Below are 13593 nucleotides of genomic sequence, written 5' to 3' on the forward strand. Positions count from 1 at the left end.
GGCATGTCTTCGGCAAGCAAACTCGAGCAGACCGACATGCCATCGCCCGTTCGGATCAGTCGGTCCCCAGAACCCAGCGGTGCTTGGCGCCGCTGGGTTTTTGGTTTGGGTCTGGTGGTGATTGGGCTTGGCGTATTGGTGGCCCTAGAGGCTTCGAAGCCGAAGGCTTTTGGCACGGGTCAAGACCTGGGCGCGGTCAATTCGGAAGCCGATACAACGCGAACGTTGCCGGTGGCGCAGCTCAGCGAGCTCAAGGCCTTGCCACGAGGTATGCGTCAGGTCGTGTCCGATCCCGCCGCCGCCACGGCAATGCCTGAACCCGAGCTGCCGAGTCATGATCCAAATGATCTGGCCACGTACCTGAAACCGGGAGATCCTTTGCCGACGACAGGTGAGTTGATTCAGGCTCTGAATGACGCGGGCATCCATGAGGGGATCGCGGCATTCAATCCACCTGGCACCAGTCCGCCGATGGCGGGTCTGAAGGTGCCAGATGATTTCTTGTTGCCGCCCGGCTATGTGCGACACCATCAGGTGACTGACCAGGGCGAACCGATTGACCCGATTCTGATGTTCGCGCCGGACTTCGAATTTTTCGACGAGCACGGCAACCCCGTTGCTATTCCCGAGAGTCGCGTCGTCCCGCCAGAGCTGGCGCCGCCTGGATTGCCGCTCGAAACCATCACGATTCCTGATCCGTGATGTCCACCGATCGTTTTGTCAGCAGCCAACATCTGGTTGCTGGACCGGTATTGACTGAGTAATGTGATGAGTGCAACGACAGGCCTGGACGCAACGTCGGATTCACAGCGCACTGGTGCGCGCCTGTGGCCCTGGCTGGGTGTTCTGGCCAGTGCGCTGCTATTGCATCTGTATGCGCGTGGCGGCTGGTTTTGGCTGCTTGGCTTTGTGGTCTGGGTGCCATGGATCCTGAGTCTCGGGCGCCTGACCCGGTGGTCCCAGGTATGTCTCAGTGGCGTGGCCATGGCGGTTGGTTACGCGCTTGCGGCCACGCACTGGTTTGCGCCTGCGTTTGGCGATTACGTTGGGATTCACCCAGCGATCGCGCTGCTGATCCTGATGGTACTGGCGCCGTTACTGCAGGCTCAGGTGCTGGTGTTCGTCCTGCTGCGCCATCGCTTTGTAAACCGAATGCCGTGGCTTCCGGCGGCACTGCTCTCGGCCTTGGCGTGGGTCGGCGCCGAGTGGCTTGTGCCAAAGCTGCTCGGCGATACGTTTGGCCATGGCTTGCAGGCGGCGTCATGGTTGCGTCAAGCCGCGGATTTGGCGGGCGTAAGTGGTTTGACCTTGATACTCGTGCTGATCAACCTCGCGATTGCAGAAGCGCTGAAACAAGTGCGTTCTGATCGGCGCCAAGCGCTGCAGGCTGTCAGCATCGCAGCGGTGATTGGCATCGTGTGGACGGGTTACGGTTATTGGCGCCTGCTTGAGGTGCGGAGCCTGCAAGCAATGCCGGCCCAATCGGTACGCGTTGGCTTGGTTCAGGCCAATATCACCAAGCTGGAAGCGATGCGGGCCGAACGCGGTGCGTATGCGGTGATTCGGCATCTGCTCGACACGCATTACGCCATGTCAGCGCATGCGGTGCAGCAGCAGGGCGCCGAGGCACTGCTTTGGTCCGAGACCATTTATCCGACCACATTTGGGAGCCCGAAGAGCGACGACGGCGCCGCGCTTGATCAGGAAATCATGCAGTTCGTCCGCGACGTGAATGTGCCGCTTGTGATGGGCACGTACGATCGTGATGCGGCGGGCGAATACAATAGCGCGGCGTTTCTTGAGCCAGAGCGTGGTCTGCTTGGACACTACCGCAAGACCTATCCGTTTCCACTGACCGAGTACGTGCCAAGTTGGCTTGACGGCGAGCGCTTTCGGAAACTGCTGCCGTGGACTGGCAGCTGGCGCGAAGGCGACGGGGCCAGGGCGCTGCCGCTGCGCACGTCTGATGGCCGCGAGATCAATGTGGTGCCGCTGATCTGTCTTGATGATGTGCATCCGCAGTTGGCAATCGATGGCGCGCGCCTCGGTGCGCAGGCACTGATAGGGTTGTCGAACGACTCGTGGTTCACCGAGTATCGGCAAGGCGCGCGATTGCATCTCGCAGTCGCGAGCTTCCGCAGTGTCGAAACACGTCTGCCGCAATTGCGCGTGACGGCCAATGGTTACAGCGCAATCGTCGATGAGTCGGGCGAGATCATCGCGCAGACGGACATGGACCAGCAGGCTGTTTTGGTCGGCGAAGTGCCGATCCGCAGTCCCGAGCCAACGGTGATGGTGCGGTGGGGCGATTGGCTTGGTCGCGTGGCGGCATGGATCGTGGGTCTGACGCTGCTGGCGCCCGTGCTTGGCCGGATCCGGATGAGGCTCGATGCCTGGGCAGGGTCACCCAAGCATGAGTCGCCAATGGCCTGGTCAGCGACGGTGTACCTATTGCGCCCCAGCGCGCGAATATTGGTGCTCGTCTTGCATGCATGCGCCGCTTTGGGCTTGCTGTGGATCGCGATACGAATGCTGTGGACCGACGGTTTGCAGGTGAATACCTTGCATCAGGTTCATCTGTTTCTGGCCTCGGTTGCGGTGCCGATGTTGTTGGCGCACGGCATTTTGCTTTGGAACCGTTATCAGGCGCGCTTCGAGGGCGAGCAGCTATTGATGACGCGTGGTGCTACGCACATCGAAATTGAACCGAGCCGCATTCAGAGTCTGCAAGTGTTCCGGATGCCTCGGCCATACGCTGCGGTAGCGCTGACGTTCGATAGCGGCCAAGTCTGGTCACATCACATCTGCGTTCATGATCCCGTTGCGTTCAGCGAAGGCGTTCGCGCTCACGGCGGTGCCGCAAGTTGGCAATCCGATTCGATGCAACGGGCTGCCGAGCAAGCGTCACGGCGCGCTGGCAGTTGGCATCGCTGGCTCGATGCCCCTTGGTTGCAATACGGGCTATGGCCCTTGCTGATGTCGTTGCCCGCGTTCCGTTTGAACCAAGTCATCACGTTCGGCGGCACCTTTGGGGAATGGCAAACGTTTGGTCCCGGCGCGTGGTTTCTCGGGCTGCTGATCTGGTGGGTGGCCTGGGCGATTGGAATCAGTCTGCTTGGCGGCGCGCTCCGAGGGTTCAGCGATGCGCTGACTTGGTTGCTGGGTCGGTGGCGATTGGCGGCCGCGCGCTCAGATGCAAACTTGATTCAATGGTTGCGGCGCGCGGTGTTTTATTTGGGTGTACCGATTTGGTTGGCCATTCGGGTTCTTGGTGCTTGACCGATTGGACATCGTTGGCGCTGTTGAAGTCTCGATCGTTCACGCAAGGAACTGGGCGCGATCGCGACTCTGGTTGCAAGTAGCCCCCCAGCTCTCCCCCGCGATCGCGGGGGAGCGAGTGCTCCCTCTCCCGCGCGAGTGGGAGAGGGCCGGGGAGAGGGCTACTTGCGACACGCTGCCGTTGTGACCTGTTCGCGACTTGGATCGGCGCAAGCGGAATCATCACCAAGCCAGCGTCTGGTTACTCCGGTCTATTGCCCGACACTGGCGGCAACACTTGCTGCACCATTGCTTCCAAGCGCGCCAATTGCTCACGTAAAGCCGCATTTTCGGCCTTGGCGGCAGCGACTTGTCGGCTCAAGCCTTGAATCGCCGCCAAGGCCACCCCGTCTGCATCGACCGTGTTGATCGTGGTGTCATTCTCGCCCAGGCCGAATGCGGCGCGGAAGTCTTGTGCCATCGGACCCAAATGACGCACGCCCGCTTCCTGTCCGATATAGCGCCACGCGCTGATGGGCATGGCGTTCAGTCGGTCGAGAATCAGTTCGGGATCAATGACCGCCACATCGGTCTTGACGGCACGATCAGACAACGATGCCCAGGAGCCGGATCCGACCGCCAGCGTCACGCCGACCGCTGCATTAGCGGGGTTGGAGCGAACGATGGTGCTGCCATCACCGTTCAAACTTAGGTGCTCGAAGAACGCACCGGCGTTGTTCCTGTGGGCAATCCGGAAGTTCGCATCATTGGTGCCGGCGCCACCAATGCCGGCGCCGAGTTCGATGCGCTCGCCAGTGTTCGGATTCGGTACGGGATTCGGAATCAGACCGACCTCCACAAACCCTGTGTCCGGTGGATTGCCGTAGACATTGAACTCAAAGCCGCCATTGGCGTTCGGGGGTGTCCCGTTGATTGCTGCGCCGCCACTGGCCCTGACCAGAAATTGATTCGCTCCGGTCGAAACAAAGTTGCTGGCTTGCGCGTCGGACCAGATGAACGTGCCTTCGTCGCCGTTGGCATCGGTTCCAGCAACCGCGCACGCCACATCGCCGACGCCATTTCCGGAGCGAACAATCGCGCGCGTGCCGGCGGCGAAAGAGGTGTCGCCACCCGCACAGTTGCTATTGCCGCCTGGCACGGCGCTTTCGACACCCGATGCGAGACCAAACGTACCGCCGGCGACGTTCGATCGCTCGCCCATTGCACGATTGTCTATGCCGCCGAGTACAGCGGAATAGTCTCCGCTGGCAATCACTTGATCGCCAGTCAATACCCCTGAGCGGAATCCGCTTGCCTGATTGAGAAATCCGCCACCAATCACGCTGTGACTACCCGAGGCCGTGTTTCGCGACCCGCCTGCGATGGTTGCGTTGATGGCCGAGGCGGTGTTGTTGATGCCCCCTGCGATCGTCCCCTGCTGACCCATCACCGTATTGTTGTTGCCACCAGCAATGGTGCCGAACGTATTCGTCACGGAATTGGAACCGCCGCCACCGATGGCTCCATAAGTGGCGACCACCGAGTTGCCGCAAGGCTGATCCAGAAAGAGGCCACAGTTCGTTGCGGTACTGCCGCCACCGGCAATGGTCTGACTGCTATCGCCGAAAGTGTCCACGCCATTCGCACTCGATCCACCGATCACATTGTCCGGGAAGTCGTAGCGCATCACCTGGGCATTGCCGACCTTGAGGATCAGCTGTTCGCCGTCCGTCGTGCCGAGGAAATCCGTGGCGTCATTGGTGCCGGCGTTGCCTTGCGTATCCCAGCAGACGCTGCCAAGCGTGGACTTCGGCTCAAAAACTTGTGGCTCGCCAACTTGCACGAAGCTGCCGCCGGTCGATGCGACTTCGGTTCGCAACCGAAGTTTGGTATATCGGGTCAAGTCCAAACCGAAATCCAGGTCGACCTGGAACTGCCCGGATTGGATCTGAACTGCAGAATAAGTCAACGGTGCGGCCAATTGCTTGTCACCGGACGCATCCAGCAGCGTCAGTCTCAAGTCATACGCACCTTGCGCCGGTCGCCCGCCATCGGTGAGGCTGCCGCGGTAGACATGGTTTCCTGCGGTCGCGGCGTTTGCGGCAAGGGTCAGCATGATGGCGGCGGCCAAGGCATGCATCGGGCGACCGCAGATGTTCCGGAATGGGGTAGTCAGCAAGCTCATGGGACGCTCCTCAGTTTTCGAAACCGTTCAGAAAAATGCCATCGGCGCTGCTTCCGCACGCCGCGTTGATCGCTTTGTCGCTTGCTTGGGTGGCCACTCGGCCCGTCAGGCTGAAACGCGCATCCCGACTCTTGGCTTGACCAGGCGTCACACGCGCCTCGATCTGAAACCGGCCGTCGGCACTTTCAGGTGCAGCGGGCTGAACGGTGGCGTTGAGTTCGAATGGTCCGGCTGCAGTCGCCATCGTTGGCAACATCAGCGCGGCCACGATCAGGCTTGCCCGCATGGGCGCCGGCAACAGCCGGACCCAACCTCGGGTGCCTTGGTTGGAGGCAGGTCGAATCGGCAGCATGTATCGCTCCTTTCGCATTGGCCTCTGCCTATACGAAACCTTCGGGGCAATTGGGACATCGTTTTCGAAATTCGGCCAAAAATGGCCGGAACGCGCCGATTTCGCCTCCCAATGCCGGCCCTGTCATAATCCCGCTTTCCTCTGGATCGGAGCGTTTCATGAGCTTTTCCTCCCGTCGCGATGAGTCCCGCGTCATCCGCGCCCCGCGTGGCAACCAGCTGCATTGCAAGAACTGGCTCGCCGAAGCCGCGTATCGGATGATTCAGAACAACCTGGATCCGGAAGTGGCCGAGGACCCGAAATCGCTGGTGGTCTACGGCGGCATTGGCCGCGCCGCCCGAGATTGGGCCAGTTTCGATGCGATTCTGAAAACGCTCCAGGAACTGAACGACGACGAGACGCTACTGATCCAGAGTGGTAAGCCAGTCGGCGTGTTCCCGTCCCATGCCGATGCGCCGCGCGTACTGCTGGCGAACTCGAATCTCGTTCCCGCCTGGGCGACTTGGGAGCATTTCAACGAGCTCGATCGGAAGGGGCTGATGATGTACGGCCAAATGACGGCCGGCTCTTGGATCTACATCGGGTCGCAAGGCATCGTGCAAGGCACGTACGAAACGTTTGTCGAGATGGGCCGCCAGCACTATGCCGGCAGTCTGCGCGGCAAGTGGATTCTCACCGCGGGCCTCGGCGGCATGGGTGGCGCGCAGCCACTCGCGGCATCGCTCGCTGGGGCGTGCTCGCTGAACATCGAGTGTCAGCAAAGTCGCATCGATTTCCGGATCAAAACGCGCTATGTCGATGAGCAGGCCAAGGACCTCGACGACGCGCTCGCGCGGATCGCGCACTACACCGCGGCGGGTGAGGCGAAGTCGATTGCGTTGCTCGGCAATGCGGCCGAGATCCTGCCTGAAATGGTCCGACGCGGCGTGCGTCCAGATGCAGTCACCGACCAAACGTCGGCGCACGACCCGGTCAACGGCTATCTCCCGCTGGGTTGGACAGTTGAGCAATGGCTGGAACGGCGGGTGAGCGACCCTGTTGGCACGGCGCGCGCGGCGAAGCAGAGCATGCGTGTGCATGTCGAGGCGATGCTCGCGTTCCAGAAGATGGGCGCGCCCACGTTTGACTACGGCAACAACATCCGGCAAATGGCGAAGGATGAGGGTTTGAGCAATGCGTTCGACTTCCCGGGCTTCGTGCCGGCGTATGTGCGACCGTTGTTCTGTCGCGGCATTGGGCCGTTCCGTTGGGTCGCGCTGTCGGGCGATCCGGAAGATATTTTGAAGACGGACGCGAAGGTCAAAGAGCTGATTCCGGACGACCCGCATCTGCACAACTGGCTCGACATGGCCGAGCAGCGCATTGCGTTCCAGGGCTTGCCAGCGCGCATTTGCTGGGTGGGGCTCGGGCAGCGGCATCGATTGGCGCTCGCGTTCAACGAGATGGTTCGAAATGGTGAGCTGAAGGCGCCGATTGTCATCGGCCGCGATCATTTGGATTCTGGTTCGGTGGCATCACCGAATCGCGAAACTGAAGCCATGAAGGATGGCTCAGACGCCGTGTCCGATTGGCCGCTGCTGAATGCGATGCTCAATGTTGCCGGTGGCGCGACATGGGTGAGTCTCCATCACGGCGGTGGCGTTGGCATGGGCTACTCGCAGCACTCTGGTGTGGTCATTGTCTGTGATGGCACCGAGGCGGCTGATCGCCGACTGGCCCGCGTGCTGTGGAACGACCCGGGAACGGGTGTGATGCGTCATGCGGATGCAGGCTACGAGATTGCGCAGCAATGCGCGCGCGAGCAAGGCCTGAATCTGCCAATGCTCTGACCGGAACGGACAACAATTCTCCATGCGCAACAGGCTTTGGTTGTTCATTGTGCTCGCCGTCGCACTGTGCGCAGTGCTGGCGGTTCTGGTGCTGGCGCTGGCGCCGGGAACACCGCTTGGGGCCATGCGCTCGCCATCGGCCGAGCAGTTGGCCGTGGCGGCATTCCCGGAACAAGGTGTCGAGGAGACGCTGCCAGCCGACGCCGTGGTTTCGGCGATCGAACCGACGGTCAGTCAGGAGTCGCCTGCGATCGCTGCAATCGAGCCGGCGACGCGATTCGACCCGAGTGCCTGGCCGCCGCTGCCGCCGGTCACGGAGCCGCTGGCAGACGTCTGGCCGACGCTCAAAGATCGCGCTGATCAGGGCGATCACCAGGCCGCCTGTCGGCTTGCACTGGAGCTTCGCGCCTGTTTCGACATTGACCGGCGACTGCAGATTGTTGGCGAGATCGTCGAGGACCGGACGAAGAGCCAGACGGGTGATGTCGCGGCGACGCTGTCGCATGCAGAGAGCCTGCTTGGGCAGTCAGAGCGTTGCGCACAAATCCCTGAGAGCGACCGCCATGACTGGCGTTACATCCGCCAAGCGGCGCGAGCTGGCAACGTTGCTGCGATGGAAACATTTGCGCTTGAACATTGGCTGCCCGTTTATGACCGACGTGTCCCGGTGGCCGAGCTGAAACAGATATTGCGTGAACGCGACGCGCTGCTGATCGCAGCGATGAAGGCGGGCTCCCTGGTGGCGCGGAATGCCCTGGTGTCCCGACTCGGACCGAGCTACGGCGGCTTGGCGTTGGATCGGGATGCGGGTTTATCGGCAATTGAGCGAGAGCAAATGGTGGCAGCGCTTCGGCAATTGGATGAGGGCGGCCAGCGGAAGGGCTCAATCGACTCTGATCTGTTGACTGACCTTGAGCGGGCGCAGGTTGAGAAGATGGTCGCGCACATGCGCGAAGCGCAGCGGCGCAGTGCCATGAGCCGCGACACGAGTCACGTGCGGAGTCCTGACGAGTCGTGTGCAACCTCGTTCGTCGAGGCGCCAGATTTGTCGGTGCCGCTCGACTGGCGTCGTGAAATGGGGTTGCTGCAATGAAACGTCTGCTGCTGATCGTGCCAGCTGTCCTCGTCCTGCTTGTTGGCGCCGTGGTGCTATTGCCGCACTCCGCACAGATGCCAGAGGCGATGCGCGCCGAGGCCGCCCGGCCGGTCGAACGTGTCGTGGCGTCCAGTTTTTCGGCTGCTATCCCACCGAATGCTGAGCCCGCGATGGCGATGCGGGTCGTGCAACTTGCCGATGCAACCGACACTCCCTACAGCCCGGCACAATGGCCAGCGCTGCCGAGTCTCGATGCGCCTGTGTTGAGTCTGTTCGACACGCTGAAGGCGCGTGCGGAGCAGGGTGATGCCGGCGCGGCGTGTCGGCTCGTCATGGAACTGGAGCAGTGCCGGGAGCTTGAAGACATGCGGCTCACCATCGAGCGTGGCAGGGCGGATCAGATCATTGGACAGCTGGCGATGATCCGTTCGCTTGAGGCGCGGGCTGAGCGCGCCCGATTCTTGCTGAATCGTTGCTCGGGACTCGCCGACACGCACTATCGCGCGGCGTATGACATGACCAAACGGGCGGCGATTGCCGGGCATCGGCCGTCACTGGCGCGCTACCTGAGCGGCGGCGTTTTCTCGCAGGATCTCGGCCTCAGTATCGACTTTCTCGAAGACTATCGAACGGAAGCGCCGCGCATTCTGGAGGCGTCTGTGCAGCGTGGCAGTCTGCAGGCGCTGAGTATGCTCGCGAACGCGCCAGTCGGTAGCAATATCGCAATTCCCGACGCCGTTCGCGACAATCCGGTCGAAGTCGCCAGCCTGAAATTGCTGTGGCAGCGCGTCATGCGCGAAATGCAGAACCAGTCAAACAGCGCCAAGCAACCGCCGTCGGACGACGCATCATCACTGCTTTCGGACGTTGATCAGGCGGCGGCACAGTCGCTCGCAGCATCGCGCTACCAAGCGTGGTTTGTCGACAGCGGCGGTATGGAAGCACTGCGCGAGTTCGCGCGGCGACCTATCAACCTGCACCAACAGCCGGACATGAACACGCAATGCACTGAGGGCTACGATCCGGCCCCCGTGTCGAAAGCCCCGATCGCCTGGGGCACAACGCCGAGCAGTCCATGAACAATTGGTTCAGGCAGTATTTGGCAAGATGATCGTCACCATCGGAATGAGGAGCACATCATGAAGCGGATTCTGGTTCTTGGATTGGTCGCCACGCTCGGCGCTTGCACGTGGGTCAAGATGGATCAGGGCGCTGACCAAGTACGTGTCGCCGAAGGTTCCGATTTGTCTGCCTGCGAGAACAAGGGCACCGTGACGGCATCGGTGCGCGCCAAGGTGGGCTTTTACGAGCGCAACGACATGAAGGTCGAAGACGAATTGGAAACGATGGCACGCAACTCGGCCGTTGATGCCGGCGCCGACACGATTCAGGCCCTGGGCGACGTGGCCGACGGCGAACAAAAGTTCGGAATGTTTCGCTGCCGCTGATTCCGGTCGCGTGACGCAAAGGCAGACCCCGCGTCTGCACAATCCACCATCACCCGTAGGGGCAGACCTCTGTGTCTGCCCTGGTAGGGCGACCCCTCCGTCCGTTCGTGCGGCCCCAGGTTTGTCGACGCGCGTTGCGTTCGCCGCAACTCAGGCCTCTTGGCCGTACAACGCTGGAGCTCGCGCGCCCAATAGGGCCGCCATCACCCCATAGTGCAGTGCACCGCGGAGGCGCCAGGCGCGCCAGCGCACAGGGCGGTAGCAAGTCAACGCTGCGGCGATTTGGCAATATAGGTACTTGAGCCCCGCGCTCAGAAACGCCCAAGCCAGCGACCGACCATCCTGTCGAATCAGATCGGCATGCACATGCCCCGACGCAACGTGCCGTTTGGTCAGCCATTGCATCGTGCAGCGTTCCGGCGCGATCTCCTCGCTGGCGATCGCTAAATCAGCGACCACAAAGCGTGCGCAGAGCGACGCCCATTGATGAAAGAACCGGGTGTCCTCGCCCCCGGTTGGCCCAGATTGCAGATCGAAGCGCAGTCCGGGCAATCGATCACGGCGTAGCAAGACATTGGCCGTATAGCCGTAGCCGACCAATGTCCCGTCAGGCGCCGATCGCGCCTGCTTCTGATGAAAGCGACCTTGTTGTAGCCACTCTGGCTCGGTCGAACGGTAGATCGGCAGCACGGGCCCAAACACTGCGTCTGCGTCACCGAGGCCCTGCAATAGATGCTGCAACCAGCCGGGCTCGGCCTGTTGATCATCGTCAAAGAACACCAACAGATCTGTGTCGCAGAGGTCGAGCGCAGCGTTTCGAGCGAGCGCGATGTTGTGGGCGGGCGCATGTACATAGCGAAGCTGCAGGCCGAACTCGACCGCGGCTCTGAGTACCTGGGACCGCGCCGTGTCATCCGCATCGTTGTCGACCACGAGCACGCAAAACGGCGTGTTGGGCTCCTGGTTGGCGAGGCTTTGCAAGCACGCGATCAGCCATGCCGTTCGGCGATGGGTGCAGATGCAGATGGTCAGTACGGGCTCGGACAAGGGCAAAGCTCTGTTCTGGGGTTGGGCGATCGACTGATACACACACCGAGGGCTCTGGCATGACGCATTTGCAGGCCTCGCTCATCACATTAGTCTGCCACGGCGCGCCAATGGGTGCATCGCTTGGCGGTCATGCGCGCGTTGCCTCGATTGCTGGAACCCGGCCAGGTGTTGCCGAACGACTCGGGTTTGCTTGCGGGGCTCCGCGTCTCAGCCCGTCTATCGGATCTTCGTTCGTGTGCCAATGCAGCACCGTTGGCACTAGTCCGCCCCAGGCCGGAGCTTGGCGCCATGCGGCCTATCGAAAGATAGTGGTGCGAGCCCAACGTATGGTCGATTCTCGGTGACCTCGATCGCATGCTGACCGGTCACGACGCGCACTGCTGAATGGCGTCGGTCAGAGATTCCAAGCATTCGGTCGAGACGAACTGCAGCGTCAAGAGTCCAGCCACCGCCAACACTCGCTGCTCTCAATTCAGTCATAGTCGCGCACGGCATGAGCCGAGCCGACGACGTTTTGCGCCGGCCCGAAACAGTCTGGGTGCGTGCGTAGACGTGCCAACTTCTTGTTTACGCAATCAAGGAACTGTTATGCCGCAACGACGCTCATTGGCCCAAGCCACGCTCTGTGCATTGTGTCTGCTTGCTACTCACCAAGCAGGCGCGCAAGCAACGATTCTGCAAGCCGCCAATCTCAATGGCAGCATTGGATTCAAGATCAACGGCCAGGCGACCAACCACAACCTGGGATCCGACACCAATCGCGCTGGCGATATCAACGGCGATGGGGTCAGCGATCTGATCGTTGGTGCGCCAGGCGCTAACCCGAATGGCAACGCGTCGGGTCGAAGCTATGTGCTATTCGGAACGTCAGCCGCTTTCACGGCCGAGATTCAGATCACGGCACTAAACGGTAGCAACGGCTTCGCAATCGATGGTTTGGCCGCTGATGATCGCTTGGGTGTTGGCGCCAGCGCGGCCGGTGATCTCAACGCCGACGGAATCGACGACATCATCATCGGTGCCGATGGCGCGAACGCCAACAACTCCGGTCGCAGCTATGTGATATTTGGGACGCCTACGGGCTTTCCGGCAACCTTAACGCTGTCGAGCTTGGACGGAAGCAACGGCTTTGTCATGAACGGCGAGAATGCCGACGATGGTTCGGGGACCTCAGTCGCGCGTGCTGGGGATATCAATGGCGATGGCATCGATGACGTCATCATCGGTGCCGCGGCAGCGGATCCCGAGGGCGGCAATTCGGGGCGGAGCTACGTCGTGTTCGGCCGCAGCACACCGTTTCCGGCACAGCTCGATCTGGTCAGTCTGGATGGCAGTGCCGGCATCGTGATCAATGGTGCTGTGGCTGGATCCAATGCGGGGCGGTCCGTTTCAGCGGCTGGTGACATCAATGGCGACGGCTTGGACGATCTCGTCATCGGTGCGAGTAACGGTGATCGCCAGGACAACGTTCGGAGCGGCATTGCGCATGTGGTGTTTGGCCGCAGCACGCCGTTTACGTCGCCCGTGCGGCTGCGGACCTTGACCGGCACTGATGGGTTCACGATCGAAGGCGAGGCGAACGGCGACAACTTCGGCGGGAAGGTGGCCGCGGCTGGCGATGTCAACGGCGACGGCATTGATGATCTGTTGCTCAGCGCGCCCAACGCGGACCCCGCTGCGGTGTCCAGTGCCGGTCGCAGCTACGTGTTGTTTGGACGCACCACGGGATTCCCAGCGGTGTTCGGAGCCGCCACGATCAATGCTGCGACTGGCTTTGTCATTGATGGTGCCGGCTCAATCAATCGCGCGGGTACTGACATTGCCGGTCTCGGTGATATCAATCGCGATGGTTTCGACGATATTGGAATTGGCGCGCCGGGTGTGACGGTCGGTGCGAACCTGACGGGCCGTGCGTACGTGATATTCGGGCAGCGTGAGACTCGGACCGAACCTCTGGCGCTGGCGAGTCTGGACGCCGGGGCTGGTTTCGCAATCGACGGTGAGGGCGATCGCCATAGTTTCGGTGTTGCGATCAGCGCCGCGGGAGATCTCAATAACGATGGCGTGGCGGACTTCGTCGTGGGCGGCAGTGGCGCCTCGCCAAACGGCAATGGCTCCGGTCGGGCTTACGTGCTGTTTGGCGTTCCCAATGCGGTCTTTGACAACAGCTTCGAATCTGCTGTGCCATAACGAATCCAAGACCGATCAGAGGCGCACCGATGCGGTGCGCCAGATTACCGCCACCACGCGCGCACTATTGATCCGGCAGGAACGTAGTTGAACTTCCTGTTCAACTACGTTCGTTTCGAGTCCGGCGCATGTCCGGACTCGAAACCCGCGCCAGCACTGCGTTCTGGCGCGGGTGGGCCATCCTT

10 protein-coding genes are annotated in these 13593 nt (G+C 61.5%); 7 read left to right on the forward strand and 3 right to left on the reverse strand.

The window, feature by feature from the left end; genetic code table 11:
* The first annotated feature begins 3 nt into the window (after positions 1–3).
* Positions 4–702, forward strand: coding sequence for a hypothetical protein (locus C7S18_RS05455; protein ID WP_106890610.1), 699 nt, complete (start codon positions 4–6; stop codon positions 700–702).
* A gap of 66 nt (positions 703–768) precedes the next feature.
* Positions 769–3279 (forward strand): apolipoprotein N-acyltransferase, encoded by a 2511-nt coding sequence (lnt, locus tag C7S18_RS05460; RefSeq protein WP_106890611.1) that lies wholly within the window; start codon positions 769–771, stop codon positions 3277–3279.
* Positions 3280–3520: 241 nt separating this feature from the next.
* On the opposite strand, the gene C7S18_RS05470 is transcribed toward lnt, so the two are convergent.
* Together C7S18_RS05470 and C7S18_RS05475 are read right to left on the reverse strand one after the other, a co-directional pair.
* Positions 3521–5443, reverse strand: a complete 1923-nt coding sequence (locus C7S18_RS05470) for a tail fiber domain-containing protein (protein WP_106890613.1) — start codon at positions 5441–5443, stop codon at positions 3521–3523.
* Between the two features lie 10 nt (positions 5444–5453).
* The gene (locus tag C7S18_RS05475; protein ID WP_106890614.1) at positions 5454–5795 is read right to left on the reverse strand and encodes a hypothetical protein; all 342 of its coding nucleotides are present in this window, start codon (positions 5793–5795) and stop codon (positions 5454–5456) included.
* 158 nt (positions 5796–5953) lie between these two features.
* Between C7S18_RS05475 and hutU the strand changes: the two genes are divergently transcribed.
* From hutU to C7S18_RS05495, 4 genes are read left to right on the forward strand one after another with little or no spacing between them, the layout of a single operon-like run.
* Positions 5954–7624 (forward strand): urocanate hydratase, encoded by a 1671-nt coding sequence (gene hutU / locus C7S18_RS05480; protein WP_106890615.1) that lies wholly within the window; start codon positions 5954–5956, stop codon positions 7622–7624.
* 22 nt (positions 7625–7646) lie between these two features.
* The gene (locus tag C7S18_RS05485) at positions 7647–8717 is read left to right on the forward strand and encodes a hypothetical protein (RefSeq protein WP_106890616.1); all 1071 of its coding nucleotides are present in this window, start codon (positions 7647–7649) and stop codon (positions 8715–8717) included.
* Positions 8714–9799, forward strand: coding sequence for a hypothetical protein (locus C7S18_RS05490; RefSeq protein ID WP_106890617.1), 1086 nt, complete (start codon positions 8714–8716; stop codon positions 9797–9799). The genes C7S18_RS05485 and C7S18_RS05490 overlap by 4 nt, the downstream gene beginning before the upstream one ends.
* Positions 9800–9859: 60 nt before the next feature.
* Entirely contained in the window at positions 9860–10168 is a 309-nt protein-coding gene (locus C7S18_RS05495) for a DUF4156 domain-containing protein (RefSeq protein ID WP_106890618.1), read from the forward strand.
* A gap of 150 nt (positions 10169–10318) precedes the next feature.
* On the opposite strand, the gene C7S18_RS05500 is transcribed toward C7S18_RS05495, so the two are convergent.
* Positions 10319–11215, reverse strand: coding sequence for a glycosyltransferase family 2 protein (locus C7S18_RS05500; protein ID WP_170113132.1), 897 nt, complete (start codon positions 11213–11215; stop codon positions 10319–10321).
* A 591-nt stretch (positions 11216–11806) separates the two neighbouring features.
* On the opposite strand from C7S18_RS05500, the gene C7S18_RS05505 reads away from it, so the two are divergent.
* Positions 11807–13408 carry an integrin alpha gene (locus tag C7S18_RS05505; protein ID WP_170113133.1) on the forward strand — a complete coding sequence of 534 codons (1602 nt, stop codon included), beginning with the start codon at positions 11807–11809 and terminating at the stop codon, positions 13406–13408.
* Positions 13409–13593 lie beyond the last annotated feature (185 nt).

Source organism: Ahniella affigens (genome assembly GCF_003015185.1).
Taxonomy (GTDB): domain Bacteria; phylum Pseudomonadota; class Gammaproteobacteria; order Xanthomonadales; family Ahniellaceae; genus Ahniella; species Ahniella affigens.